The organism is Nocardia sp. NPDC049220, from assembly GCF_040647855.1.
Taxonomy (GTDB): domain Bacteria; phylum Actinomycetota; class Actinomycetes; order Mycobacteriales; family Mycobacteriaceae; genus Nocardia.
In genome coordinates, this window is the sequence record NZ_JBEZDA010000008.1 from 1 (window position 1) to 26,621 (window position 26,621).

Annotated in this window: 29 protein-coding genes, 1 tRNA gene and 2 pseudogenes; 21 read left to right on the forward strand and 11 right to left on the reverse strand. The window is 62.9% G+C overall.

Features of this window, described 5'->3' with window-relative positions:
- Positions 1-687: 687 nt before the first annotated feature.
- From AB0C34_RS18785 to AB0C34_RS18795, 3 genes are all read right to left on the reverse strand, one after another.
- Positions 688-1,578, reverse strand: a complete 891-nt coding sequence (locus tag AB0C34_RS18785; protein WP_357074124.1) for a hypothetical protein — start codon at positions 1,576-1,578, stop codon at positions 688-690.
- A 165-nt stretch (positions 1,579-1,743) separates the two neighbouring features.
- A complete protein-coding gene (locus AB0C34_RS18790; protein ID WP_357074127.1) occupies positions 1,744-2,214 on the reverse strand; it encodes a DUF4231 domain-containing protein in 471 nt (156 codons plus the stop codon).
- 12 nt (positions 2,215-2,226) lie between these two features.
- Positions 2,227-3,372, reverse strand: coding sequence for a toll/interleukin-1 receptor domain-containing protein (locus tag AB0C34_RS18795; RefSeq protein WP_357074130.1), 1,146 nt, complete (start codon positions 3,370-3,372; stop codon positions 2,227-2,229).
- A gap of 624 nt (positions 3,373-3,996) precedes the next feature.
- Here AB0C34_RS18795 and AB0C34_RS18800 point away from each other — a divergent pair.
- The 16 genes from AB0C34_RS18800 to AB0C34_RS18875 all read left to right on the forward strand — a co-directional run bounded on the left by AB0C34_RS18800 (position 3,997) and on the right by AB0C34_RS18875 (position 16,881).
- Positions 3,997-4,848 carry a hypothetical protein gene (locus tag AB0C34_RS18800; RefSeq protein WP_357074133.1) on the forward strand — a complete coding sequence of 284 codons (852 nt, stop codon included), beginning with the start codon at positions 3,997-3,999 and terminating at the stop codon, positions 4,846-4,848.
- A gap of 126 nt (positions 4,849-4,974) precedes the next feature.
- Positions 4,975-5,679, forward strand: coding sequence for a GntR family transcriptional regulator (locus AB0C34_RS18805; protein ID WP_357074135.1), 705 nt, complete (start codon positions 4,975-4,977; stop codon positions 5,677-5,679).
- Between the two features lie 170 nt (positions 5,680-5,849).
- Positions 5,850-6,065, forward strand: a complete 216-nt coding sequence (locus tag AB0C34_RS18810; protein WP_357074138.1) for a DNA-binding protein — start codon at positions 5,850-5,852, stop codon at positions 6,063-6,065.
- 145 nt (positions 6,066-6,210) lie between these two features.
- On the forward strand, positions 6,211-6,534 hold the full coding sequence (locus tag AB0C34_RS18815; RefSeq protein WP_357074141.1) for a hypothetical protein: 324 nt from the start codon (positions 6,211-6,213) through the stop codon (positions 6,532-6,534).
- On the forward strand, positions 6,531-6,860 hold the full coding sequence (locus AB0C34_RS18820; protein ID WP_357074144.1) for a hypothetical protein: 330 nt from the start codon (positions 6,531-6,533) through the stop codon (positions 6,858-6,860). The genes AB0C34_RS18815 and AB0C34_RS18820 overlap by 4 nt, the downstream gene beginning before the upstream one ends.
- Positions 6,857-7,255: a hypothetical protein gene (locus AB0C34_RS18825; protein ID WP_357074147.1), complete on the forward strand. Its 399-nt coding sequence runs from the start codon at positions 6,857-6,859 to the stop codon at positions 7,253-7,255. Before AB0C34_RS18820 ends, AB0C34_RS18825 begins: the two co-directional genes overlap by 4 nt.
- Complete coding sequence (locus tag AB0C34_RS18830; RefSeq protein ID WP_357074150.1) at positions 7,252-8,352, forward strand: hypothetical protein; 1,101 nt, start codon at positions 7,252-7,254, stop codon at positions 8,350-8,352. The genes AB0C34_RS18825 and AB0C34_RS18830 overlap by 4 nt, the downstream gene beginning before the upstream one ends.
- Positions 8,349-10,358, forward strand: a complete 2,010-nt coding sequence (locus AB0C34_RS18835) for a hypothetical protein (RefSeq protein ID WP_357074152.1) — start codon at positions 8,349-8,351, stop codon at positions 10,356-10,358. Before AB0C34_RS18830 ends, AB0C34_RS18835 begins: the two co-directional genes overlap by 4 nt.
- Positions 10,359-10,398: 40 nt before the next feature.
- Complete coding sequence (locus AB0C34_RS18840; protein WP_357074155.1) at positions 10,399-11,028, forward strand: hypothetical protein; 630 nt, start codon at positions 10,399-10,401, stop codon at positions 11,026-11,028.
- 20 nt (positions 11,029-11,048) lie between these two features.
- Positions 11,049-12,575 (forward strand): hypothetical protein, encoded by a 1,527-nt coding sequence (locus AB0C34_RS18845; protein ID WP_357074158.1) that lies wholly within the window; start codon positions 11,049-11,051, stop codon positions 12,573-12,575.
- Between the two features lies 1 nt (position 12,576).
- Complete coding sequence (locus AB0C34_RS18850) at positions 12,577-12,918, forward strand: hypothetical protein (RefSeq protein WP_357074161.1); 342 nt, start codon at positions 12,577-12,579, stop codon at positions 12,916-12,918.
- 5 nt (positions 12,919-12,923) lie between these two features.
- Positions 12,924-13,949 carry a toprim domain-containing protein gene (locus tag AB0C34_RS18855; RefSeq protein WP_357074164.1) on the forward strand — a complete coding sequence of 342 codons (1,026 nt, stop codon included), beginning with the start codon at positions 12,924-12,926 and terminating at the stop codon, positions 13,947-13,949.
- Positions 13,950-13,983: 34 nt separating this feature from the next.
- Positions 13,984-14,397 (forward strand): hypothetical protein, encoded by a 414-nt coding sequence (locus AB0C34_RS18860; RefSeq protein WP_357074167.1) that lies wholly within the window; start codon positions 13,984-13,986, stop codon positions 14,395-14,397.
- Positions 14,394-15,329: a helix-turn-helix domain-containing protein gene (locus tag AB0C34_RS18865; RefSeq protein WP_357074170.1), complete on the forward strand. Its 936-nt coding sequence runs from the start codon at positions 14,394-14,396 to the stop codon at positions 15,327-15,329. Before AB0C34_RS18860 ends, AB0C34_RS18865 begins: the two co-directional genes overlap by 4 nt.
- Positions 15,326-15,610, forward strand: coding sequence for a helix-turn-helix domain-containing protein (locus tag AB0C34_RS18870; RefSeq protein WP_357074173.1), 285 nt, complete (start codon positions 15,326-15,328; stop codon positions 15,608-15,610). Before AB0C34_RS18865 ends, AB0C34_RS18870 begins: the two co-directional genes overlap by 4 nt.
- Entirely contained in the window at positions 15,610-16,881 is a 1,272-nt protein-coding gene (locus AB0C34_RS18875; protein ID WP_357074706.1) for a site-specific integrase, read from the forward strand. The genes AB0C34_RS18870 and AB0C34_RS18875 overlap by 1 nt, the downstream gene beginning before the upstream one ends.
- Before the next feature lie 44 nt (positions 16,882-16,925).
- On the opposite strand, the gene AB0C34_RS18880 is transcribed toward AB0C34_RS18875, so the two are convergent.
- A tRNA-Pro gene (locus AB0C34_RS18880) sits at positions 16,926-16,999 on the reverse strand.
- A gap of 439 nt (positions 17,000-17,438) precedes the next feature.
- Here AB0C34_RS18880 and AB0C34_RS18885 point away from each other — a divergent pair.
- On the forward strand, positions 17,439-17,765 hold the full coding sequence (locus tag AB0C34_RS18885; protein WP_357074176.1) for a GYD domain-containing protein: 327 nt from the start codon (positions 17,439-17,441) through the stop codon (positions 17,763-17,765).
- Here AB0C34_RS18885 and AB0C34_RS18890 read toward each other — a convergent pair.
- From AB0C34_RS18890 to AB0C34_RS18915, 6 genes and pseudogenes are all read right to left on the reverse strand, one after another.
- Entirely contained in the window at positions 17,734-18,126 is a 393-nt protein-coding gene (locus tag AB0C34_RS18890) for an enolase C-terminal domain-like protein (protein WP_357074709.1), read from the reverse strand. The genes AB0C34_RS18885 and AB0C34_RS18890 overlap by 32 nt on opposite strands.
- 154 nt (positions 18,127-18,280) lie before the next feature.
- Positions 18,281-18,457, reverse strand: a pseudogene (locus AB0C34_RS18895) (enolase C-terminal domain-like protein); the annotation flags it as partial.
- Positions 18,458-18,481: 24 nt separating this feature from the next.
- On the reverse strand, positions 18,482-19,033 hold the full coding sequence (locus tag AB0C34_RS18900) for a hypothetical protein (protein ID WP_357074179.1): 552 nt from the start codon (positions 19,031-19,033) through the stop codon (positions 18,482-18,484).
- Positions 18,981-20,096: an aldehyde dehydrogenase family protein gene (locus AB0C34_RS18905; RefSeq protein ID WP_357074182.1), complete on the reverse strand. Its 1,116-nt coding sequence runs from the start codon at positions 20,094-20,096 to the stop codon at positions 18,981-18,983. Before AB0C34_RS18905 ends, AB0C34_RS18900 begins: the two co-directional genes overlap by 53 nt.
- A gap of 148 nt (positions 20,097-20,244) precedes the next feature.
- The gene (locus tag AB0C34_RS18910; RefSeq protein ID WP_357074185.1) at positions 20,245-20,778 is read right to left on the reverse strand and encodes a hypothetical protein; all 534 of its coding nucleotides are present in this window, start codon (positions 20,776-20,778) and stop codon (positions 20,245-20,247) included.
- A 518-nt stretch (positions 20,779-21,296) separates the two neighbouring features.
- On the reverse strand, positions 21,297-21,605 hold the full coding sequence (locus tag AB0C34_RS18915) for a hypothetical protein (RefSeq protein WP_357074188.1): 309 nt from the start codon (positions 21,603-21,605) through the stop codon (positions 21,297-21,299).
- Positions 21,606-22,049: 444 nt separating this feature from the next.
- Here AB0C34_RS18915 and AB0C34_RS18920 point away from each other — a divergent pair, with 444 nt between their 5' ends.
- The 4 genes and pseudogenes from AB0C34_RS18920 to AB0C34_RS18935 all read left to right on the forward strand — a co-directional run bounded on the left by AB0C34_RS18920 (position 22,050) and on the right by AB0C34_RS18935 (position 25,318).
- Entirely contained in the window at positions 22,050-22,814 is a 765-nt protein-coding gene (locus tag AB0C34_RS18920; protein WP_357074191.1) for a flavodoxin family protein, read from the forward strand.
- 159 nt (positions 22,815-22,973) lie between these two features.
- On the forward strand, positions 22,974-24,446 hold the full coding sequence (locus AB0C34_RS18925) for an amino acid permease (RefSeq protein ID WP_357074194.1): 1,473 nt from the start codon (positions 22,974-22,976) through the stop codon (positions 24,444-24,446).
- A 50-nt stretch (positions 24,447-24,496) separates the two neighbouring features.
- Positions 24,497-24,753: pseudogene (locus AB0C34_RS18930) on the forward strand (diaminobutyrate--2-oxoglutarate transaminase); the annotation flags it as partial.
- Between the two features lie 169 nt (positions 24,754-24,922).
- Entirely contained in the window at positions 24,923-25,318 is a 396-nt protein-coding gene (locus AB0C34_RS18935; RefSeq protein WP_357074197.1) for an ectoine synthase, read from the forward strand.
- Between the two features lie 142 nt (positions 25,319-25,460).
- Here AB0C34_RS18935 and AB0C34_RS18940 read toward each other — a convergent pair whose 3' ends face one another.
- On the reverse strand, positions 25,461-26,495 hold the full coding sequence (locus AB0C34_RS18940; RefSeq protein ID WP_357074200.1) for a LysR substrate-binding domain-containing protein: 1,035 nt from the start codon (positions 26,493-26,495) through the stop codon (positions 25,461-25,463).
- Between the last annotated feature and the right edge of the window lie 126 nt (positions 26,496-26,621).

The window sequence follows — 26,621 nt, forward strand, 5'->3', positions numbered from 1 at the left end:
GGGGTTTTTTGGCGCCGTATCCACCCCTGCCGGGGTTACACTCTCTTTGGCTTCTTTTTTTTTTTTGTGTGCCCCCCGGGCAGGGTAGGAGACAACACAAAACACAAAAGGCAAAGACAAGAGATGACCACAAGAAGGGGAGGGAGACCACAAGGGGTAAAGATCGCCACAAGGGGGGGTTGGGAGCGGGGTGACGTCAGGTGGGGAGAGTCGGGGTATACAGCAGCGCCACCGGAGGTGGCGTGTTCGCGCGACGGGGCGCGCTCAGGGCGGTGATAGATGCAGGGTGCGCAGGTGGCGGTTTACAGCACGCGATTTCGGTGGGACGGCTACATGAGGTGGAGCGCGTTCGGGGTGCGTGGTCCGGGAAGAGATGACCACAAGAGGCGGGTTGGCATTCTTCGCACACGAACGGTTGAGGCGTAGCCATCAACTGTTTGATTCGCAATCATGACAGTTACTCATATGCTTCAAAATAACTGATATATCTGGGCCACGGTCTGAACCGTAATTGGGCAGTGATGCTGCCCAATTAGCAGGATGCCAAGCAATGTGACTGGAGTATTTCGTCGCACGTACGGCAAGTTTCCACCCGGTTCCGAAGTGGTTCGGCGTACACGGCACGGCCCTAAGCGCGGGATGTAGCGCAATTTAGGTCAGGGTGGAAATAACTCCTAGAAGTCTATTCTAATTCACCAATCGCACGTCACCAATTTCTAACACATCCTTTGATCCATCGGGGAGGGTCACCCTAACGTATAATTTTTCTCCTCGCTTAACAATATCCATTGCTGTGCCGAAGGGATCAACGCTGTTGTTTCTCGCGACCTGCTGTCCAGCCACCAGGCTTGTCATGGAGCTAAGAACCTGGTATTCACGTTCTCGTTCAGCTAGATGGCCGCCGAGGCGCTCGAATTGGAGGAATGAATCAAGCGATCGTCCGGCAATGAGGTCGGAAATCGAAATCTGATTCAGTAGCTGATTTGTCAGCGATGACTGTTCTGTTCCGATGCGCTCCATCGCGCGGACCCGTTCCAAGATCTCAGAGAGTAGATCTGAATCCGTCCGCGTTGGTGTAACTTCCTTTTCGTATTGCGTTCCTAACTCGATAACTTCGGCAATTTTGTTCTCAAACGCTGGCCACTCACGTTCAAACACCGATGCCAGAATGCCGGGTGAAAGCGGTCTGTCGCAATGAGCGTTGATGCTTTCTATTAGTGCGCAGACGTCCTCTTTGTTCGATGCGATCGTGTGTTGGAATTCTGACAGCGGGCCAGTTACATCGCTTGGGAGAATGTCGACTAGTAAGGTTCGGACCCTCGATTCCGGTAGTTTGGCCAGAGCTCCAGCCTCGAAATTGAGCCAATCCGCGGCTTGATTATCCCTGGTAACGCAGACAATCGCTTGGCTTGTATCGCCGAGATGTGCAGACAGAGCCTTACTCCAGCGAGTGCCCTTTTCGATACTGCTTTGCGACATGAACGGCTCAAGTTCTTGAATTACTTGCCTAAGCCATGTCTGCATGAATAAAGCGAGATTTCCTGCAGTAGGTCCGGACCAACTTACAAATATCTTCACTCTGACTGCCGTTCTACCTTATTAGTCGACATAGCTGGGCAACCTCCTATGATCGAATTGCTATTACTGACGTATACGCTATGTGAGGGGCTATTGTAATTTAGATAAGAACTCGACATTGTTGGTGTTATTCCGGCTCACTTCGATGTGTCGAGTGAATACTAGTCACGCAGGATTCTCTTGAGATGGGACAATCGCTTCGGGTCGGTTGCCAGCGATCTCCAACCATGATCCCATTTCTCGCCGTTCAATCGCCGTTATAGAGTCAGTCAACACTTGATCGCGTGTCCTGGGGTTCTCATACGGCGGTGCTTGCGTCCTATAACGGCGACGCTGGGCTTCGACAGCTTCGCGTGCTTGGCTGAAACGTAGATAATTGTCGTGCCAATGGAATATCGAGCTCAATCCTGTCGTAATCACAACGATGGCGCCCAAGCATGCCGGAACTAGTGTGTTTCCCTCAATCACGAGTGCAGCGATTGGTATGGCTGCGGATGTCAATAATTGCACGACCTCGGATGTGCGGTAGCGCCGCCGTGCCCGCTTCGCTGCCGTGAAATACCATCCGTACGACTCATCGGCTACCTGAAGTGCGTACGGAACGGTGGCCTTAGCGGCACTCGTCGATTCACTCACTGATCATTCGTCTCAGGAAGTCGGATTCAGATCCGTTGCGGAAACTCTGGCGTTTCTCAGCCCATCGGCCCAGTCTCCGAGGATCGACTCTGCGTCGTTAATGCTACGCATCGCCGCCAAGATCTTCCGAGTTGGCTTTTTCATATCTCGACTAATCTTTGCGGCCATCTCAAGGCTATTCCGGAAAGTCTGATCGGTGGTCATAGCTTCCGCAAGGCCTTGGCGGAAGGCGTCAATCGTATCAGCCAGTGCCGCTGCCGAACGTCGATCATTTACATCGGATACTTCAGCGAGTTGGATAAGTGCCTTGAATGCTGGGTCTAGTGCTACTGCATGATTTCTAAAATTTTCTGCGTGTTCCTGAAAATCAAGTGTAGGCTGGTCGAGACTATTGGCCAATTTACCGATTGCTCTGATCCGCGCGGCCACAGCACCGGATTTCTTTGCGCGTTCGATGTTTGGTTCCGACTCGATCATCGCAATCTGGATGTCTTCCATTGCCTTGCCGATTGACTTAGTGGTACTTTCCCAAAGGGGAAGCTCTTCTTCTATCTGAACTATTCGTTCCAAAAAGCCGGGCTCGTCGTCGTTATCGCGTTCTGTATCGCGATCGGAAATCTCGGGCAGCGTGCGGGTGGAAGAAATTTCAGGTTGTGCCGCGATGGTTTCAGCGATCGTTTGGAGCCGCTTCGCAAGTCTGTTCACGCCCTTGCGATACTTGCTAGAGTTCTCGTCCTCTAGCCGAAGTTCACTCCAGTCCTCTGCTTGCCGGGCGATTGCGATAGAAAGTACGTCGTCGTCCGTATCAGAATCGAGATCGATTCCCGAGAAAATAATTGGCAGGACTAATTGCTGTAATTGTGCGTAATTTGATTTGCCCCAAAACTTCAGAAATTCGCTGCGACAGGAATTGCTGCTCAAGTAGGAGGGGGTAATCAATGGAATAAAGAAAGTGGTGCCGTGTATCGAATCGTCGATTCTATCGGCCCACGCCTCGCCCCATGCTATCGAATCTCGGTCGATAAAAATTTCCAGATTCGTGCCACTTAGGAGCCGAAATTCTTTCATGAGTCGGTGCGCTAGCCGAACAACTTGACCATCTGTCGCTTCGTCGTCGGAACGTGCGTAGCTCCAGAAACCGCTTGGCATGAGGCTCATGTGAACATCATGCAGGACGAGACTTGTTGCGACACAGGGAACGGACGTCAAAATCTCGCCCCGCCGAAATGCCGTAGCCGAACGGCGAACCCAATACTTCGCAGTTGGCCGCCGCTGAGGCACGAACACGAGCACTGTTCGACGCGCCAACCGCGGACGCCGCGCCCACGGCGCTGCGTGAGGTCGATCGCAGCCGGGACCATCATCGATGCTTCCGCGCTAGTCGAGCTGCGACGGAGCATCTTCGCGCAGACAGTCGTTCAGGTCAGCGTGCGTGAGCACTGACCGCTGGTGATACCGGCAGCGAACCTCTATATGGCGGCCCTGTATTGCCTGGTCAGGACACCGCTCAGCGTGTTTGATCCCATAATCCAGGGCTGGAGAAGCCTGGAAACGGCCCAGACGGCGGCGTGGATCGGGTGTATCGGTCGATCATGCCCCGCGTGCTCCAACCTGAGACCGCCATCAGTGTGCCCTCCGTGCCTCTAGCCATTGATGCTGGTGCGTAGTGTTTGTATGGACGACACGGGGGTGCTTCCCCGGGCAGTGGTAGATCTTCGATTGGTTGTGTTGGGTTGTAGATCCGCTGAAGGCTGCGTGTCGTGCTCCGGCACACTGGAACAGGTGACGGGATTTGTGTTGACACCAGAGCGTCACGAGGAGCTCTCCGAGCTCCTCGGCGACGAAAAGCGTTTTCGCACTTCGTATCCCAAGGTGGCTGAGTATCTCGCCACTGCGGCGGCGATGCCGGGAACCGGAGACGACGAGGCGGATCGAGCCTTTGATATTCGCTTGCTCCACTACATGGCCGGCGGTGACAGCCAGAATCCGTACTGGGACATCGTCGGGCCCGACGTCGGCTCAGGGCCGACGGAGCGAGGGAAGCGCCGAGAGGTCAACGGTGGCAGACCTAACGGCAGTGGGCGATTGGCATACGCGCAGACCGTTCTTCAGGATGCATATGCCTATGCGATCCCGTCGCCCGAGACGTTGAAGTGGGTTGCCGGCGCATGTGACGGGCGCGGATTACTGGAGCTTGGTGCCGGGCGAGGCTACTGGGCGAGTCAGCTTCAACGTCTCGGTGTGGACGTCCTGGCATTCGATTCGGAGCCGCCTGACCAATCGAACAACATCTCATTCCGCAAGGGCGCCGGACAACGGGACGTCTGGAGTCGTGTCGGCGATCTCGCAGACTTGGACGCGGCTCGGCATGCTGGCGAAGGGCCGCACCGCGTGCTGTTTCTGTGCTGGCCGCCTGGGTGGGGAAATCCGATGTCGGCCGAAGCGCTCGAATCCTACGAGCAGGCAGGCGGGGACCGGCTGATCTATGTTGGGGAACCTCGGGGCGGCAAGACCGGTACCAACACGTTCTTCGACAAGCTCGCGGCCGGGTGGGAGCTGACCGGCGAGGATTCGCATTTTGTTGCCTGGTGGAATCTGCACGACAAGGCCCAATGCTGGTCTCGTCAAACGTAGTGGCGGATTTGGCAACGTCTCACATCGACCGACTCGACGCCTGTCATGATGTATGTATACGTAGTTGTGTATCGGCAGGACGTGAGGCTGGCTCCTGCTTGGTTGGACGAGTGAAAGGATCGGTCGATGACAGAACCGGCGTACGTAAAAATCGCGGGTGAGTACGCACGCAAGATCAGAGCGGGAGAGCTTCCGGCGGGAACCCAGCTTCGTAGCTATCCCGAACTGGCGAAGCGTCATGGCGTTTCGCAGATCGTGATACGCAATGCGATCGAGTTGCTACTTGGTCAGGGGTTGGTTCGGACGGAGCGTCGGAAAGGTACGTTCGTGGCGGATCGGCCCAATCTCACCAGGGTTTCGCCTGAGCGGCAGTTTGAGAGTCCAGAAGCAACGTTCGAGAACGAGGCAACCGAGCCCGTCGACGTGGAGCGCAATATTGGAACGGCCATCGCTACGGACGATTTGGCGACGAAGCTCGGCGTCGAGGTCGGTTCCGAGGTGACGCACGTGATCATCCGTGCATCGGAAGGTGGTCGACCGATCTCAGTGTCGGACAGCTACCAGCCTGTAGGTGCCCCCGATGTCTCAACGGCGGCCTTTCTGGAGGAGACCATCACGGACTCTCTGCCTCCCGCTGATCACGCTGAGTGGCTCAAGACTCCGTCCGGAGATCTGGTCAAGGCTGTGTATCAGCGCTACCTCGCCGCCGACGACCGCGTGCTCATGATCTCGAATGTCTCGTACCCGCGGGACCGCTACGACGCCTTCCTCTTCCGCATGGCGCTTGACCCTGGATCAGTGGCTCCTGGCAACGAGGATTCGTCCGAATGAGCTAGCCGCAGACTGCTTCCCTCCGAAGCGTATAGGGGCCTGATCAGCACTCTGATCAGGCCCTTTTCACGTTCTTTGACGCCTACACATGTGTAGGTCTTGTGCGCATACGTAACTACACATACAGTGTTGCGTATACGTAATGACAAGTCGTCAAAGGAGTGACATTCATGAGCAGACGAAGTGGTTCAATGAGCGCTCAGCGCGTGCTGATCAGCCTGCGTGATGCTGCGGAATTGGCTGGCGGAGTGCACCCTCGCACCGTTCGCCGTTGGGTCGGGGACGGACTGCTGGAGGGCTTTCAGATCGGGCCCAAGCTGATCAAGGTCGATCGCGATCAAGTTCTCGCCCTGGTTCGTCCGCTCAACGAGAGCGGAGTGGCGTGATGCGCGCCCGGTCGTTCGGTTTCGCGGTTGGTGCGGTGTCGGTGGGTTTTCTGATGTTGACGCATCCTGCGGTTGTCGGGTTCACGGTGATGCTGCTGGGCGCTGTTGTGCTGTGGCGGTCGTCGCGGCGGTGGGGTGTTCGGCGATGAGCGTTCCTGTTCAGGGGTACACGGTCACCCATTTCGACGGTGGTCGTGGTCGGCATATCCCGTTGCATTCGATGGCTGGCCCGGAGTTCACCGGTGCGGGTGCGGTGTACGCCCCATTGGGTCTGTTGCCGCCCGCGTTGCGGCTGGCTGCGTTCGGTTTGCTGCTGCTTGTGGGAATGGGTGGGTGCACGGTGGCGTGGATCGATTACCAGGACTACAAGCCGTCGCCGAACATCTGCCGTCCTGTGAATGCGGGTGTGCCGGCGGAGCGGCCAGGGTCGTGTGTGCCGCGTTCACAGGTGGCTGAGGTGACGCGATGAACGCGTCGAACCGTCGCCGCGAACAGGCTGAGCTGGAGGTCGAGGAAGTCCGTTTGGACGTCGTTTATGGCGTGCTGTCGGATATGGCGGTCGCTGCGGGTGATGCGTCCAGCGCGAAGGGATACCGCGGCGCCGATTTCGAGATGTCGAGGATTCGGCATGCCAATGTCAGCGCGCAGGTGGACGCCGAGCGCACCGCCGTGTGGGATCGGCTACTCGACTACCGACACACTCCGGCGACGGCCGCGCGGATCCGCGTGAGGGTCGCCGCTGACCGTGACCGCAAAAGGCGGGAGCGTTCCGGTGGGATCGGGCGGTCGCGATGAGCGGGCACCGTTTTCATGATCCGGACGGCCGCAAGTTCGGGTTGCCGACCTGGCCGTGGGGTTTGGCGCCGCAGCACTTGCGAACCCGCCGGCAGTTGGAGCGGGAGGGGCAGCGGCCCACCCGCGAGTACGAGGGTCAGATCCTGCGGTCGCGCGGTGGGGCACGGGGGCCGTTGAAGGCGTACCTGTACGACCCGGAATCTGCTGTGCCGAAACGTGTTCCGTCCGAGTCGCAGTTAGAGGCTTTGCAGTTGGCGCGCTGGCAGCGATCGGTGCAGGCGTGCGAGCGCCGCGGGATCGATGCCACCGAGATGCGCGAGTTCATTGAGCAGGCCCGCGCCGATATCGCAGCCCGCCGACGCACTCAGGGGCAGGGAAGGGAGCGAACCCGATGAACCACAACACGAAGATCGCGGCGCGGCCGGATCGGTACGCGGGGTTGGAGTTCGATCACCGCGATCAGATCATCGCTGGGTTGCGTGCGACCGGCGCGACGTATCAGGAGATCGCTCGCCAGTTGGGTCTGCGAGCACGGCAGGTCGAGCAGGTGCTGGGTGAGGTCGCCGCCCTGCGTGCCCGTGAGGTCAGCCAAGTCGAGATCGCCCGCCGCGTCGGTCTGCCGCGCACCACTGTCCAGGACTTGTTGCGGGGTCAGCGGGTGTCCCGGTCGGCGCCACGGAGGTCGACAGCGTTGCGGGGGCTGGTGGACATGCACGGGATGCAGTTGGACGTGTTGGGCTGGTTTCTGGGGATGGAACGTAACCACGTCTACAGCCTGGCCAAACAGCTGCACGCCGAAGGCCGGATCTACGAGCTCGACGATGTCCAAGCAGGCGAGAAGTGGGTGGTGCCGACCCGGGTGACCGCGGCCCGCTATCTCGGTTGGCGCCCGTCGGATTGGCATCCACCGTTGGGGTTGGCCGAGCACTACCGCGCGGTGGCCCAAGCCCGGGTGATGCTGGTCGGTTCCGACCCGCAGGTGTGGGTGTCGGAACGGGTGTTGCGGCATCGCGCCCAGGACACTGCCGGCCAGGTGTCGCGGCGTAAGCCGAGCGAGCCGGTGCTGTTCAGCAGCGGCCGGGAACCGCGGCTGGGTCGCCCGCATGTGCATGACGGCCGGTTCCTGGGTGTGGTGAAGGGCCGTCATGGCTGGTGGGGGGTCGAGGTCGAGTTGTCGAAGAAGGACCCCGAGCACATGGATGTCGCGTTGCGGGGTGCGATTCGCGCCGCCCGCGATAGCACCGACGAGGCGATGGTCGGGGTGCTGTATCTGTGCCGCACCACCGGCGTGTTCGACAACGTCACCGCTGCCTCGAAGCGGCTGCCGGACAAGGAATTCGGCGATCTCGCATTGGATCTGGTGATCCGCGACTTCGACCGCGAATGGGGCAAGTTCCTGCCCCGCTACGCCGCGATCCGCGAAGCCCAGAAACAGCAGAGCCCGAATCGCCGCCGCCGCACCCTCATTCATCTCACCCAGGAAGCATCATGACCAACCAGAATTGCCACTGGATCATCACCCCCGACGACTGCGACCCACTCCACACCGCCACCCCGACACCAGCGCCGGCGCCGGTCGAGCAGGGACCGTCGCCGTCGGTCGGGATTCACCCGGAGAAGCCGCCGATCAAGCAGCTCGACGGCATCGACCTGCCTGATTTGAGCAGCGTCACGCACTTTGTGGGCACCGCGACCGTGTGCGGTGTCGTGATCGTGGCGATGCTGGTGATGATTGTCGCCATCGCGGCACGGTGGCCGTTGGCGCCGCACCGGTTGCGCAACTTCGCGATCGCTTCGCTGTTGCTTCCCGCGACCTCGGCGTTGGCCGGCGGTTCGTGGACGACCCCGGCTTCCTTGTTGTGGTCGGGTGCAGCACGCGTCGCGGATGGTGACTTGTCGGGTTTGCGGATGATGCTCGCTCTCGGGGCGCCGTTCGCGGCGGTGACCGCGACGTATGTGTGGGCGAAGTTCGTGCACAAGACCCACACCGTGGGACTCAAGAACTTGGGTCGTACCGAGCGGGTCAAGGAGGCGATGCTGGCCCGTAAGTTCGCCCGCGCGGCCGCGGCGGCGCAGCTGGGTGCCCCCTACACGGTGGGGGAGGGGATCGTGTTGGGGCCGTTGGCGAACACGACAACGGCGAAGACGCGTGGGTTGTGGCAGGAGCTGACCGCGCGGCACCAGCAGTGGTTGGTAATCCCGCACAAGCAGGCCCGCCGCCACCTGGCGGTAGTCAAAACCACTGGTGGCGGCAAGACCGAGACCATCAAACGCTACTTCGCCGGGATGCTCGAATACGAGTGGACCGCCTGGCAGACGTGGAAAGACGTGCCCGCGATGCGGCGCAAGCATCCCCGCCCGCTGCAGGTCCTTATCTCCTGCAAAGGCGGCCAGGACGACAAAGAACTCGGCCTGGAAATCCGGGACATCGCCCTGCGCAAGGGCATCGACCCCGCCAAGATCGCGATGGTCGGCCCTGACGGGGATCGGCTGGAGCTGTGGAAGAGCATGCCCGCCCGTGACATGCGCGGCGTGCTCGGAGACCTGCTCAACGCCGGACAAGCAACCACAAGTGAAGGGCAGCATTTCGATGAGATGCGCCGCCGCATCATCTCACTTGTGGTCGACGCCCCGGTCGGGCCGCCGCAGTCCTCGGCCGAGTTCCTGGAGCGCTTGAACGCCGACACCCTGCTCGATATCTGGGGCGGCGCCCCGGACGTGAAACGAATGATCGACGCGTTGCAGGCGGAGAAGGTGCCGCAACTGGACGACGCCCTGATCAAGACGTCGAATCTGTTCGATCTGTTGCAGGACAGCAGCGGTCGGATGGTGTTCGACGGTGGCAAGAACCTCGATGACCTCGACGTGCTGTATGTGACGGTGCCCGGTTTGGATAAAGACGCCGCTCGCGCTCAGGTCGCCGCGATCCTGCGGATGGTGATGCAGCGGGCCGGGCGCACCGCCAAGGACCAGCGGCGTTCGGTGACGGTGATCATCGACGAGGTTTCGGCGACCACCACCGAGCAGGGCTCGATCGGGCTGATCGATGTGTGCGAGCGGGGCCGTTCCCAGGGGGTGGCGTTGATGTTCGCCGCCCAGTCCCAAGAAGGACTCGCCCGCGATGAGTGGACCTTGAACCGGCTGCTCAAAGCGTGCGCGGGTGGGTTGATCCTCGGCTACAACGAGAACGCCGGCGACCTGTGCAAGCACCTCGGTTCGGTGCGCGGCATGCTGCCGTCGCGGCATCTGATCAAAGGCCAGCGCCACGGCGACGAAGGCCAGGTCTCCGTTGGCGAAATGTGGCTGGTCGACCCGGATGTGCTGCGCCAACTCGACACCGGCGAAGTCGTCTACGCCCGCGCACGCCGCGCCCAATGGGGCCGCGTCATCCCCGTCGACCGCACCGACCTGCGCCCACTACCAGGCACCCCGGCCGCCGAAGCCGCCGCCAAGCCCACCAGCAAGCCGCGGATCTCCGGCGACACCGCCGTCGCCTGAGCGCCCATCCCTTCATCAATCCGATTGAGAGGCAACAGCCATGCGCGTGTTCCCCGACAACAACGACCACAACGACGAAGACCCCGACGAGCGCCGCGAGCGGGGCCGTGACCCGATCGACCCGAAAGCCATCGGTGACATCCTCGCCGACCAGTTCGCCGACTACCTCGCCGCCGCCGCAGCAGCCGCGGCCGACAACCCACCACACCAGCAGCCGACCACCGAGACCGAGCCGCCCGCCAGGCCGACGCTGCGCCTGGTCAAGAACGACGACACCGATGCCAGCAGCGCCCCGTGGGACCAGCCGCTCGATCCGGGAGCAGTCGCCGTGGCCGGGCGCACGGCGCGGCGGCGGATGGTGCGCGGCGCGGCCGGCGGCTCCGCTGTTGTGGTCGCCGCGACCACGCTCGCGACATGGGGGCAGCCGTGGCTCGTGACCGGTCCACTGGCCGGTTATGGCGCCGCGTGGCTGGGCTACCTGTGGTGGAACGCCGCACTGCGCCCGAGCATCCCCGACGTCGTCGCTACCGCCGTCAACGGCGTCGGACACGCCATCGCCGCCATCGCCGTGGCCATCGTCACCGCCGTCCGCGCCGCTATGAGCCGCATCGACACCGTGCGCGCCCGGCACGAAACCAGCCGGACCACACCCGTTTCCCCGTCTCTGTAACCCGAAAGGAATTCACCACCATGTCTGACCGTAGCCCCGAAGACGAAATGATCGCCGAGGTCCGCAAGTTCGGGCACACACTGACCCATCTGCTGCGTTTGCACGCCCAAGCCGGGAACTGGCTGGAACGCCGCAAGATCCGCAAGGACATCAGCCTGCAGTTGCGTGAGCAGCGCCGCGAGGAGCAAACCGCACGTGCACACCAGCTGGTATTCACCCAGCAGATGATCGACCGCTACCGCACCCACGCACTCACCATCGCCGAACGTGCGGCGGACCCGAGCGTGGATCACGAACGCCGCTACCGGGATACGCGATCGCTGACCCGGCACGCCAACGATCTGCGTGCCCGGATCGTCGCGAACACCCGGTTGACGCAGGTCGAACAGGGCATCGCCCTCGACGGGTTGGATGCGGCGACGGCGTTCCCGCGGTTCGAGCCGGGCCGGTTGTTCGACCGGGCGCACAAGGTCCGCGGTATCGACGCCCTGAAGTACCGTGCACAGGTCGCCCGCACCGTGCGCGAGCAGCAGGCCCACACCCCGCAGCGTGACCAGCTCCAGACGCCGCGGTTCGAAGCGAGCCTGACGTGGAGCACCGACGGCCACATCGAAACCCGGGAAACCCGCGGATTCGACAACCCGCGTGAGGGGTTGGCGTGGATGTACTGCGACATCGACCACACCGTGTGGCCGCAAGATCGCACCACCGTGGAAGCGGTCGTGCGGGACCGGGCCGGACGGCCGGTATACCAGCGGCAGGGCCGCCCCGAACTTGTTGCCGAGCAGCTGGAACACCCATTGGGCATCATCCGTACCGCGGACGGTGCCTATCGGCAGCAACCCGAGATGGGAGTGTTCGCCGATGCCGAGGCTCTCGCTGATCATCACCGCACGATCGCCGAAGCCGCAGTCGAGCAGTCCATCCCGAAGGTCGACCGCACCCCGCAGAGGACCGAACCCGCACTAGGCGGTGAGCATGAGCAGCATGGCGACTGGTTGGCGCAGGTCGAGCGCCAGCTGACCGAGATCGTCGCGGATCGTGACCGGCTCGGCTCGCGGGTCGGAATGCTGCAGCGTGGCCTGGACGGCGTCACCACCGACCGTGACGAGATCAAACGGAAACTCGACACCGCCGAGGGACACATCGAGGCGTTGAAGAACCGCAACCTGCGCCTGGCGGCCGAAATCGAGGAACTACGCGACCGGCCCGGCATCGACCAGGTCACCGCGGAGCGTGACCGGTTGCAGCGTGAACGCGACGAGGCAGTGCAGAAACTCGTTCAAGCCACCCCGGAGCACGAGCGCTACGGCAGCGATCAGCGTCGCGCCGCGACGAACACCGACGGCGCTGACCGAGACGGGCCACGGCAGCGTCCGGAATCGACAGGGCCCGGCAATGACGCAGGCAACAGCGGGGTCGTGGGCAAACGGGCCAGTTACCTGCGCGACCTCGGCGCCTCTGGCCATGAGCAGCCCGGCACCGAGTCCTGGCCGCACCCCGAACGTAACGGGCAGGGCCGCAACGGGATCGACAGGAGCCGGTGAGATGCACATCGAGCACGAGGAAGCGATGCGGGAGGCGTTCACCGAGGTCGACCGCCTGTCACGATTGCGAGATCGACCCGGCGCCAGCGACACCGAGATCCACAGCCTCTACGTCCAGGAGGAGACGATCGATCAGGGTTGGCGCAACGGACCGCACCCGAGTGAATGGAAATACCTGAAAGACGTCCACGACCGGTGGGCACGCACCCCCAGTGATATGCGACGCATGCTCGCCGCACCGGGCGCGGACCGGTTGGACGGGGTGCAGCGGCGCAGTATCGAGCAGGCCCGCATCCTCACCGCCGCCCAACGGCCGCACTCCGAGATCGAGCGGGGGCGGTGACGATGATGACATCGCAACCGTCGCACGGCCGTTCGTATGAAGTCGTTACCGACGCCCTGGTCCGCCGGGTCGGTCCAGCACGGTTCCCGCGGTCCGCACAGCAGTGGACGAACTACCTATGCCCGGTCCACGAGGGCGACGGCCACCACCACAACCCGTCGTTGGGTGTGCGGTACGACCCACAGCAGAGTAAAACGATCGTGCGGTGCTGGGCACGCTGCGACGACGAGCAAGTCCTCGACCGCCTCAGTCTGGGAGTCCGCGACCTGTTCGACCGGCTGTCGCAACGCGACTCCAACCACCCCCATCACACCGCCGCCCGCCCGGTGACCGGGTCGACGGGGCAGCGGGTGGGTGCCTCGCCGGTGGAGAAGGCGATTCTCGCGGCTCGTTTCCCGCTGCCGGCGACCCGGGATCTGGGCGCCCAAATTGGGCAGCCGGAACCGGTCGACACCTACATCTACCGGTGGCCGGCCGGGCAGATCGAAGGTGCGGTGGTGCGGCTACACACCCCACACGAGAACGGGCACGCCAAGTCGTTCTATCAGCGGCATTGGACCGGAACCGGATGGGAGAACACCGGTTTCGCTGCGCTGCCGTGGAAGCTGGCCGATATCCGGGAAGCCCTCGACACCGGCCGCGAGATTTACATCTGTGAGGGCGAGAAGGACGTGCAACGCGCGAACCGGGCCGGGCAGATCGCGACCTGCAACGCAATGGGCGCCGGGAAATGGACACCCGAGCACGCCCGCTGGCTCGCCGGGGCGGCGCGAGTGATCGTGGTCGCCGACCGCGACCGCCCCGGCTACCGGCACGCCGCCCGCGTCTCCGACACACTCACCGGCCGGGTCGGAGAGGTCCGGGTCATGCAGGCCCGTAGCGGCAAGGACCTGTCGGACCACTTCGACGCCGGATACGACCTGACCGACCTCGAACCCGTCACCTACCTGGACCGAACCAACCGGGCCCAGCCGCGACCTGAGCAGGACCGTCCGCGGTTTCGCCACCCGGACCGAACCCGCACCCGCTGACCCGCATCGACCAAACCAGGAAGGAACCATCCCCATGACCACCAACATCAGTGCCCGTTTCCGCAACGCCGCCCGCCCGACATCCGCATTCGGCAAGAACACCCAACCCGGCACCACCGTGACCGGTCGCATCACCGCTGCGGTCGAGCAGCCAAAACTCAAGTTCGGCGGTGCACCCGGTGAGGTCGAATGCGACGAGAACGGCCAACCGGTCACCCAGCTCGTCATCACCCTCGACACCACTGCCGGGCCGCGCAACCTGTATGTGAGCTGGCGCATGGAACAGGCCATCGGCGCCGCCCTCGAAACCGCCGGCGACGCCGAGTTCGAGACCGGTAACACCCTGTCGGTCACCTACACCGGACCCGACCCCGCCTACCCGAAAGCGCGACTGTTCACCGCCACCTACACACCCGCCCGCACCGGCGGTGCGTGGAGCAAGCAGTGAACCCGAACACCGGTGCACAGGTGGTGCGCAGCAACGACGCTGCGCACCACCCCGCACCAGACGATGCACAACCCGGTGCACGCGCCGTCGGCAGCCCGTTGCGGGCGTGGCCGGTTCTGCTGCTGGCGTTGCCCGCCTTCGTCGCGATCTGGTCCGGCTGGGTCGGACTCGGTCAGCTGACCGGCTTCGGCCCGGTTCACCCCTTGCCCGGAATCGCGGACGATTTCGAGGTCAACACCGCGATCACACTGCCGGTCGGCATGGAGGCCTACGCCTCCTACGCGCTGTATGTCTGGCTGTCGGGTCGAATCCGTTCGGACCGAACCCGCAGCTACGCGAAGTGGTCAGCGTTCGGCAGCCTCATCTTGGGCGCGGTCGGGCAGATCGCCTACCACCTCATGACAGCTACCGGGGTCACCTCGGCGCCGTGGCCGGTCACGGTGTTGGTGGCCTGTCTGCCGGTCGCCGTACTCGGCATGGGAGCCGCACTCGCACACATGATCGGCCGTGAGCACCACACCGCATCAGCCGTGCGCACCGAGCCGCGACCCGAGCACAGCCCCGAACCGGTACGCACCGTCTCGGTGCGCGAGGTCCGCACCGAGACCCGCTCGACCACCAGCGAACTGGCCGCCCACCACGGCACACCGGAGCTGGATGGTGCGCAGCGGCTCGAGATCGAGGTCCCCGTGCACGAGCGGTGCACCGAGACGTTGCACAGAATCGACCGCTGGGTGTCGGTCGCCGAGCGGGTGTGCAGCGCCGACCCGGCACGGCGCCGCGATCCAGACACGGTCGCTGCGATCTTGCGGTTGAAGCACGACGAAGGCTGGTCGCACGCCCGAATCGCCGAGCGGGTCGAGGTCAGCTCGTCCACGGTCACCCGCACTCTTGCCGCTGCCCAGGAGTACACCCAAGGAGACGAACGATGACGGCCATCGAGTGGGCTGAGGCGCGGAACCCCGTGACAGACCGGGGGACCGGTGGAGCGATGGACGAGCAGGTCCGCGAGCTTCAGCAATCAGAGTGGTACACCACCGACGAGGTCGCGGTCTTTCTCAAAGTCGATGCGTCCAGCCTGCGCCGCTGGCGCACCGCGCGCCCGCCGCAGGGTCCTCCGTTCGTTGTGGTCTCGGACAGGGTGATCCGTTACAGCGGCGCCGACGTGATTGCCTATCTGAGCAGTAGGCGCGTTGACCCGGCGGCAGCGTGATGGACCGCCAAGCGCAGGCGATCCCACTCGGGGTGGCAGTCCGCGGTGATATCGAGTTCCGCGGCAAGGTCGGCGCGTATCGGGCGCGGGTCCGCTGGACCGACCCGGCAACCAAGCGACGCGCATCAAAATCGGAGTCGTTCGATACTCGTGAAGAGGCGGAGAACTGGATCGAACGAATCGAGCAAGCCGCCGTCCGCGGTGTCGATCCGAAAACCGCCACCGCCACCCTCGCGGAGTATGGAAGCACCCACTGGGACACGGCCATGCGCGGCGTGGAGCCCAAAACGCTCGACCCGTACCGGGCGGGTTGGCGGCTCCGAATCGTGCCGGCCATCGGGCATCTGCCAGTCACCATGATCACGACTGGTATCGCGGATCGGGCCGTCGCCTCATGGATCGCGGATGGATGCGGCCAGTCCACCATCAAGAACACACTTGCCGCGCTGGCGCGAGTGCTCAACCAAGCCGTTCGGGATGAAGTTATCGACCGAAACCGCGTCGATGTCAGCGGGTGGCAACGTCAGCTCGCGCGACATGAGGACGAGTTGGACAACCCTCGGGCGCTAGCGTTGCAGGACTGGGCGACACTCCAACAGCTCGCCGCAGCATTGGTCGACGCGTCCGCCGACCACTACCAGGGATGGGGTGACGCAGTGGTGTTCGCCGCGTGTACGGCCACGCGTATAGGCGAAGTCTCCGGGTGCCGGGTGGGCGACATCGACACCGAACAATGGGTGTGGACCCTGCGGCGTCAAACCACCCCCGGCCCTGGCGGAATGCAGGACAAGGGCACGAAAGGCAAACGGGCACGCATCATTCCGATCGTTGCGGAGATTCAGCCGCTGGTTCTACGCCGGATCAACGTCGCTCGCACACACGTCGATTCCGACCGTGCACTGCGGAACGCTAACGACGAGGATCGGCGAGAGGCTTTCATGAGCGCGCGGTTGTTCGTCGGGCCTCGCGGCGGTCGGATCGCTACCGGTGTTCTACGGAAGGCGACGCACTGGGACGAGGTTGTGGCGAAGTTGGGCTACGAGCACCTACGGCGGCACGATCTGCGGCATACGGGACTCACCTGGTTCGCCGACGCCGGGGTCCCATTACATCGGTTGCAGCGGATCGCGGGGCACACCGACCCTCGGATCACCCAGCGCTACCTCCACCCGGACATAGAAGCCCTGCGCGACGACGGCGTCAGGCTGTCACAGCATCTACAGGGCGGCTCTGGTCCCAAATTGGTCCCAACTCTCCGGATAGCCCGATAGCAGAAAACCCCTTCCCGTGCAGGTGGGAAGGGGTTTTCTCTGTGTCGGGCTGACAGGATTTGAACCTGCGACCACTTGACCCCCAGTCAAGTGCGCTACCAAACTGCGCCACAGCCCGTCCGCGTCCGCTTTGCGGGCGCTCGAAGAGATTACCGCACGACCCGGTGACGGAACTAATCGACTGGTCAGGGCGGGTTGGCGGGTCGTGGCCGGTGTTGTTCCGCGGAGGGCGTCCGGGCGTCCGCCGGAAACCCGCACCCGGTCGATCCTGGTGGCGATACGGACATTGTGGCCGATAAACCTGCACTTGCGCGGTTCGGCCTTCTGCTGAATGGTCGCGGGATCGGTTGCTGCCCAATGTGGTCGACGTATTCGCGGGTAGTTTGTGGCAGACCTCTGATTACAGTGACACAATGTTTGCTGTAAAGTTGCCGCAAGAGGACTGATGATCGGTCTTCGGTCCGTAATCTCAGATGTCGCCGGTGCTTGCCGGGTCGGGTCGGCCGGTCGGCCGGGGCGGGACGCTGCATCACCGATAGCTGCGAGCAGGAGGCGCGATGCCGAAGTATCTCTGGCAGGTCAGCTATTCCCCTGAGGGGGCACGTGGGCTGCTCGAGCAGGGCGGTACCGCCCGCAGGGCAGCCATTACCGAGATGGTCGAGAGCGTGGGCGGCCATGTGGACGCCTGCTATTTCGCTTTCGGCGTGGACGACCTGTTCGTGATCGGTGATACACCGGACGAGGTGGCTGCCGCGGCGCTGGCCGTTCGCACGGCCGCGTCCGGTGCTGCGGTCTCGCACACCGTCGCTCTGCTCACTCCAGAACAGTTCGATGAAGCCGCCGCACGAAATGTCACATATCGACCACCGGGCGCCGGGCGGTAGCCGCCACCATCCGATCACTCCGGCCACCGGAGTGATCGGCTGCGGGGTGGGCGTGACATTGAGCTGCTAACTGTGGATTCAGCGGTGGCCACGGTCCAGGCGCGGGCTTGGTCGCTGTGAACCCGAGTCCTGGACGGTTGGACAGGTGCATGCGGCCGTCGCGGATCTCGAGGTGTTCATTGAACGGCGGGTCGAGCCAGTCGAAGTGGTCGACCCACGCGTCGAGGGGGTAGGCAGTCGCCAGATGCAGGTGGACTTCCATGGCGAAGTGCGGCGCGAACTGGAGGTGGTTGTGTTCGGCGAGTCCGGCGAACTTCAGGAATTGCGTGAAGCCACCGATGCCGGGTGCGTCGGGCTGGATGGTGCCGACCTAGCCTGGCTCGATAAGGCGGACGTGTTCGTCTACGCTGGCGAGCATTTCGCCGGTCGCGATCGAGGTGTCGAGGTTCCGGGCGATGGGCATGTCCTTCGGCGTCGTAGGCGTCGAGGGGTTCTTCGATCCAAACGAGGTTGAATTCCTCGAAGATCCGGCCCATGCGCTGTGCGGTGGGGCGATCCCATTGCTGGTTGGCGTCGACCATCAGTGGCATGTCGTCGTCGAGGTGTTCGCGGACCGCGGTCACGCGGGCGACATCGAGTTTCCAGTCGGCCTGACCGACTTTGAGCTTGATGCCGCCGATTCCGTCGGCCAGGCGAGCGGTCGCGTTATCGCTGACCTACTCGATGGGGGTGTGCAGGAATCCGCCGGAGGTGTTGTAGGACTTGATCGAATCACGATGCGAGCCATGTAATTTCGTCATCGGCAGGCCGGCGCGCTTGGCGTTGCGGTCCCACAGGACGATATCGATGGCGGCGACGGCTTGGGTGGCGACACCGCTGCGGCCGACGGAAGCGCCGGCCCACTGCAGCTTGGTCCAGATCTTGGCGATATCGCTGGGATCCTCACCGATCCGGACGGGTGCGACTTCCTTGGCGTGGGCGAACTGCGCCGGACTGCCCGCGCGCTCGAAGTAGCTGAATCCGATACCTTCATGGCCACTGTCGGTTCGGATCTCGACGAAGAGGAAGACCACCTTGGTCATCGGTCGCTGGCGGCCGGTCAAGACTTTCGCATCACTGATCGGGTTCGGGAGCGAGAGCACACTCGAGGACAGCTTTACCTGGGCGATCCGGTCGAGAGTCGCCGCGCCCGGGGTGAAGGCTGTCAGCGCGGCGTCAGGAGCCGACAGTGCGTCGGCCGGCTTCGTCGAGATGGCCGAGGTGGGCACGGTGTGCTCCTGGTGGTGTGGCGTCGTTGCCGGGAGATGGCTCGAGTCGGTGCGCATGGGGCTGGTCGGTGCTGCGCGGTGTGCCGTCGATCCGGCGCGGGATTCCGAGTGGGTTGTCGGTGCGTAGTTCGGTGGGCAGCAGCTCTTCGGGAACGTTCTGATAGGCGACCGGCCGCAGGAAGCGTTCGATGGCGCGACTTCCCACCGAGGTCGTCGCGGGCGCTGATGTCGCGGGGAACGGGCCACCGTGGACCATGGCATGGCCGACTTCGACGCCGGTGGGCCAACCGGTGAACAACACTCGGCCCGCGAGCAATTCGAGGTGGTCGAGCAGTGGCCGCGCCATCTCGTAGTCGGCGGGTGCCGCGTGCACGGTCGCCGTCAGCTGACCTTCCAAGCCCTCGACGATTCGCGTGAGCAGGCCGGCGGCACCGATCCGCACGATCATTGAAGCGGGTCCGAATATTTCGTCCTGCAGGTGATCGGCGAGGAACTGTTCGGCGGTGGTGACGAAAAGCTGCGCGATAGCCGGGGCGGCGAGCCGACCGTCTTCAGTTCCGCGGGCGGCAACTGTGACGTTCGTGTTGTCGGTGACGCGGCTGACGCCCTGGGCGAACGCCGTGGCGAGAGCGGGCGAGAGCATCGGAGCGGCCACGGTGGCCGCGACAGCGTCGGTGGCGGACTGGACGAAGTCGTCCGCTCCGGGCCCGTCGACAAGGAACAGCAGTTTTGGACTGGTACACAACTGACCGACGCCGACATTCATCGACGCGATGTAGGCCGCGCCGAGTTCGCTGCCCCGCTCGGCGAGCGCTGCTGGCAACACGAAGACGGGGTTGACGCTCGACATCTCCGCGTAGACCGGGATCGGCACCGGCCGGGCCGCCGCGGCCGACATCAACGCCAGTCCACCCTGTCGAGAGCCGGTGAAGCCGACGGCGCGGATCCGCGGATCGGTGACCAGCGTGCTGCCGACTTCATGTCCGGGCCCGTGGATCAGCCCGAATGTTCCTTCGGGCAGTCCATGAGTGCGAACCGCATTGCGAATCGCGCGCCCGACCAACTCCGAGGTTCCTGGGTGGGCGGGATGTCGCCCGTGTCAAACTGGGGTATACCCCAAACAAACACCTCGACCGGGCGTCGAGACCAAGGCCCGGCGACACCGATGAGGGTTGCGGGTGTCCGCGCGCCTGTGGTTACTCCTTGCGCCCTTACGCCAAGTGGCGCACCGCACGCGCATCGGTCAGGGTGCCCTGCACAAGGACTTGGGATAGATCGCCATCGATATCCCAGGTCGGTTTGAATCGCCACAACGCACCATCAGGTGGCAGACCGGTGCGCCATTCGAGGATGACACCGTCACCATTGGTGAAGACCGCCGCGGTGGTTCGGTCCCGGGTCCACGACGTGGAATCACTGTGCCGTGCACGGACCTGCGTGATGTGATCCTCGGCCGACAAGTCCGCGGCACCACGTGGTGCCGCGACACCGGAAACAGCCTGTCGGTAGGCAGGATTCACGGTCCCGTCCGGCAGCAGACGCGCAACACCCCGATACAGCGGTGTACCCGACTCCGGCACGTTGCCAGCGTGTAGGACATCTCCGTGACGGCCGAACGAGTTCGGGGCGACGAGATCACGGTCGAGTCGACCGTCAGGCGGTGTGAGGCGGGAGCTTTCGTGCTCGATGGTGGGCCGGATCCATGGTCCTCCGTTATCGTCCTCGGCTCCAACGTGAGAGTTCATGTCATGAAGCCCACCCGAGGTGCTGTACAGACCACGATTGATACCGACGGCTCCTCGAAAGCACAGGTCTTCCATTTTTCGACTGATCTGCCTGAGAAGCTCGGCCAACGGATTCGTCACGGCAGCAGGGCTTCGCGCGCGAGACGCCCTGTAATGGTGAAGACTTTGGTGCCATCACCTCGGTTTGCAGTGAGAGCTACCCGATATACCGGAGGTAGAGCCACCGCGCCCGCTGGAAAAGGCATGCGGGTAGGGCGTGAGCACTGATGACCACCGGGGGTGCTCGACTCCAAGCAGCCGAACCGAACCCAAACCTGCCTACACACCGACACGATCTCCAATCAGAAATAGGCGAGCCGGGTGTATTCGGCTCGCCTACACCTACGATTGGCGACCCACCAGATCGACATCCGCCCCGATTCGGGGAGAGGGCGCCTGTATAGGTTCGTGACATTGGTCATGCAGATGTAGGCGCCGCCGACATACCCCAAATAGACACCGGCCGGGGCGTACTCCGGTCAGCGGATGCCGAAGTGGCGTGCGTGTAGCTCGGCCAGCACACGGCGCACCGCGGCCGGGTCGGCGTCGGTGAGCGCTGCCAAATCCGCCATCGAGTAGTAGCCGCGCTGGGCGATGATGCCGCCGACCGCGTGCAGCACGACCAGATCATGAGCCTGAGTGGTGATCGAGGCGAGTTCGGCGATCACCTCATCCAGCCACGGCACCTCACCGCGCTCGGCTCGTTCGCGCTCGGCGCTCGACAACACCGCGTCGAACGTTTCCGCGATATCGGTGTACACCGCACCCCGAGCGTCATCACGCCCCACACCATCCAGCCTTGTCCACCGGACCGTAGGGCGCAAACAGCACGTCCGGTCCACCCAGTGCGTACCGTCGAGGAATCCTTGGTGGATGTCGGTGCGCCGTTCCGGGGGTCGAGTAGCAAATCTGCCCGATCCGGCGCTAAGGAGTTACCGCATATAGCCGCAGGCTATATGCGGTAGTCTGAAGCCTGACCTGGGCGAATGCTCCTCATACTCCGGTTGGCTCCGGAAACTATCTGCGGTAGACGTGCTACCGCCACTTTTCGGCCATCTGGACCCCACAGGCCGTGCCGGTCACACCGAACGCGATCAAGGTCTGGCACGCGGCCGAAGTGCTCTCTGGTGCGAAGAGCGACCCTGGGCGTTTGTACAGGGAGCCAGCAGCGGGGGTTTCGTCGGCACGATCATGCGAGATTGCTTAACGATTCCGTCAATAATATCCGCCTTGTGCTAACAACCGAGCTGGCCGACTATTGCCTCATGAAAGTCCTCGCGTTGAGCTCGAGCCCCCGCAAAGACGGCAACTCCCGTCTCCTGGCCGAAGTGGTACTGGCCGGAGCGGCGAGCCGCGGTTACGAAGTGGACATCGTCGATCTCAGCGACGTGGTCACAACTCCGCTACGTGACTGCCGAACATGCCGCCGTGCGGACGGACGATGTTCCATCGATGACGAGTACGAATCGCTACTCCGTGACAAGGTTGTCCGCGCGGACGCACTCGTCTTTGCGACACCGCTCTACTGGTATGGCGTCGCGGGTCAGCTCAAGATCTTTATCGACCGAATCTTCTGCTACACCACGGCCGATCACCCGAACTCGGACGAGATCAAAGCGTGCCTGATGCACAAGCGGATAGCTGTCGCAATCAGCTCTGAGGAGAACTATCCGGGTGCGAGCTTGGGGGTCATCGCTCAGCTGCAGGAGCTGGCCCGCTATCTGCGCCACGAATTCGTCGGCGTCGTACACGGTGTCGCCAACTCGCGTGGCGAGATCAGCCAAGACACCGTCGCCCTCGATCAGGCATACCTTCTCGGAGCCAGGTTGTTCGACTGCACGGTCACCGACTACCGCCTCGACTCCATCCGCAGCGGCGTCGTCTGGCCCCGAATTCAGGCAACAGGCCTTGTCGGGGAGGCTCGACAGGCTCGTGATTCCGCCGCGTGGCTGCCGACGGAGGCACAAGTAGCGGTCGACAACACCGTCAACCGGTAACACCCGCATGTGCCTGATCTCGGCGAATTATGTGGCGACCTTTCATCCCTTACGACCAGCCGTTCGATCAGAACTGATTCCGTGACCCCGCGAATCTTTGGGCCGTTGGATAGCGGTTCGTTATCTGCCGAAACTGATAATCGCGCGAAAGACTGACTCATGACTATATCTCGTCGCACTCGACATACGCATATAGAATCCGCTCTACAAGCGGAGGATGGGGGGTATCACAAAGCCCTCACATCGCGGCAACTGCAGATGATCGCAATTGGTGGCGCCATTGGCACCGGCTTGTTCCTTGGCGCCGGGGGGCGGCTGGCAGTCGCGGGCCCGGGACTGTTTCTCGTGTACGGGGTTTGTGGAGTATTTGTATTCTTCATTCTGCGGGCCCTCGGTGAACTTGTGCTGCACCGGCCCTCGTCAGGGTCGTTCGTATCTTACGCTCGTGAATTCCACGGCGAGAAGTTCGCCTACGTGGTGGGATGGATGTATTTCCTCCTCTGGTCGATGACCGGGATAGCCGACGCTACAGCGATCGCCACCTATGTCCGCTACTGGACTCCGTTCCAGAGCGTTCCGCAGTGGGTGATCGCCCTGATTGCGTTGGCGGTCATGTTGAGCATCAATATGGTGTCGGTGCGGTGGTTCGGTGTCCTCGAGTTCTGGGCCGCGCTGGTGAAGGTGATCGCGTTGGTGACCTTCCTCGTTGTCGGGACCATCATCCTGGTCGGCCAATTCGGCATCCACGGTCTGCCAACGGGGCTCTCTGTGATTTCGCACAGTGGTGGCTTGTTCCCGACCGGGGTCCTGCCGCTGGTCACGACTACTACCGGCGTGGTGTTCGCCTACGGCGCAGTCGAATTGGTCGGCACTGCGGCGGGTGAGGCGAAGAACCCGGCGAAGATCATGCCGCGCGCGATAAATTCGGTTATCGCCCGGATCGCGGTGTTCTACGTCGGATCACTCGTCCTACTCGGACTATTGCTGCCCTACACAGCCTTCGCGTCCGGGACGAGCCCGTTCGTGACGTTCTTCTCGAAGCTGGGAGTCAGTGGTGCGGGCACGATCATGAACGTTGTCGTGCTCACCGCAGCGTTCTCCAGCCTGAACGCTGGACTGTATTCGACCGGGCGGATCCTGCGGTCGATGGCGGTCAACGGCAGCGCACCATCGTTCACGTCGAGGATGTCGCGTGCCGGGGTGCCTTACGGCGGTATCCTGTTGACCGGCCTGATCGCGTTGTGCGGAGTCGTACTCAATGCGATCGTGCCCGGCAAAGCTTTCGAGATCGTGTTGAACATCTCCTCGCTGGGCACCATTACGACGTGGGCCGCCATCGTGCTCTGCCAGCTGCAACTGTGGCGATTGTCGCGCAAGGGAATCGCCGATCGCCCATCATTTCGGCTGCCCGGAACGCCGTACACAGGTATAGCCACACTGGGATTTCTTGCCACGGTGGTCATACTGATGGCAGTCAGCGACGACCACACGCAACGGTGGACCATCGCAACGCTGGCGATCATAATCCCCGCACTGATTGCTGGATGGTATCGGACATCGGCGAGGACTACGCCGTTCCCTCGGAAGGATACGTCGCCATTGGATCTGACACACGCAGCACAGGAGGATTAATGATGACCACTGCGAACATGACTGTTTCGAGACCTGGAATCGAATGTGCGCAAGCGGTGTTGAAGCTCGCTCGCGAGGTAACCGGACGAACCGCGATTCGCAACTTCACGAATGCTTTCACGGAATGACGCTCGGTGCGCTGTCGGTTACGGGCAATGCTGCCAAGCGGACCGGCGCAGGTGTGCCGCTGGTGCATTCCACGCCGATGCCCTACGTCGGTTACCTCGACTCTTCGTATGAGTCGGAATGGATGGAGCGGGTGCTCGACGATTCCTCGTCCGGTCTGGACAAGCCGGCCGCGGTGATCAACGCGGGCAGGGTGTGCCATGTCGCCTTCGAACGAGGAGTGCTGGTGGAGACCTCGTGTGCCCAGGATGAGGTGGTGAAACTGCTACCGCCGCTCACCGACGACGAACTTGATCACGGTCTCGGAATTCCGCGTCACGCGGTGGATACTGTTCGGGGAGGCAACTGAGATGATCGTGCGCACCACGGCGGAAATCACCGGCACCGAGCGCGATGTCGCCGGTGCCGGCTGGCGCAGTAAACGTATCGTGCTCGGCGGCGACGGTGTCGGATTCTCCTTTCACGAGACCACCATCGAGGCCGGTACCGTACACGAATTCCACTACCGCCATCATGTGGAGGCTGTGTGGCTGATCGAGGGCGAGGGCACTCTCGTCGATCTCGACAACCAGGTCCGCTATGGACTCGGTCCCGGATCGATGTATTTGCTCGATGGACACGAGCATCATCGGCTGGAGGTCACCAGCCGGATGCGCATGATCTGTGTGTTCAACCCTCCGGTAACCGGGCAGGAGGTCCACGACGAGAACGGCGTCTACCCACTGATCGCCGTATCCGAGAGCTGAGGAGGTCCCGTATAGCGTTGACCGACAACGCGCTGCTCGACCGCTACCCCACCCACCATCACGGCGGCGTCGTGATCGGTGACGTGAAACACATGTGTCCTCTGGTCTACCGGCCACGTCCGGCCACTTGTCGATAGCCGCTCTATGCATGGAAGTTGCGAGGGTGAGGTGGGTGTGTGCGGGCAGGTTGCCCAGCCTCGCGGATGGCGCCTGACACGGGATGACAGACCGCAGTAAAGTCGGCCAGTTCGCGCTGCCCACCGTGCTGGGATCTGTCCAAGTTTCCAGCTCCCTCCCGCAGTGCGTGGAGACAGTACGCCACCGCGGGACGCGTGGAGGTGCCTCGTCGCACAACAGCGTGGAGGTGGCGCCGTATCTCGGGGTTCCGGGTCGCAGCGATGATGACGCCATGGGGTATCGGCAATCGTCCAGTACGGGGAACGAGCGCTACTCCCATGTCGGCCTTCACCATCGCCAAGATCGCTGCCCAGTCACCGGCACGGTGTCGGATCCTCGGGGTGAAACCGGCCGATTGGCAGGCATACCGGAGTATCTGGTCACACGCGTCACCGACGATGGTGCCGACCCATTGCTGCTTGTGGAGGGCAGCGAGGTCGATTGGGTTATCTGTGGCCAGGTCGTGGCTGGCGGGTATAGCGATGTCGATGACTTCGCTGCCCAACGCGATCCGGGTGTATCGAGGATCGTCGACCGAGGGTGCACCGTCTGCCTCGATGCCGACGACGATGTCGAGTTCGCCACTGGCGAGCCCGTCCGAATAGTCAGGAGTTCTGATCTCCCGGATATTTATCCGCAGCCTGGGGTGTCGTTCCCGCAGGATGTCTACGACGGGAATGAGCAGCGAGGAGATCGTCGAGGGGAACGAACCCATCGTGATCGTCCCGAGTTCCCCGCCGGCTGCCGCTTGGACATCGGATCGAGCGCGTTCGAGTTGCGCGATAACCCGGTAGGCGTGGTCGACGAGGACACTCCCGGCGTCGGTGAACTTGAGTCGGCGTCCGTCGGGCATTGTCAACGCCGTACCCATCTCACGCGCGAGTGTGGCGAGCTGTTGTGATGCTGCCGATGTCGAAATATGCAAGACCGAGGCCGCGGCATGCACGGTGCCGCGTTCGTGCAGTGCGATCAGCAGCCTGAGTTTCGTCGGGTCGATCATGCGGGATAGCTTAACGATTCTATCGACAATATCCGCCATGCTATAACAACTGAGCTGACGAAGTATTGCCGCTATATGTCGATCACGCCTCCGGCGCCTGACTACATCGGTGATCTCCGACAGCAC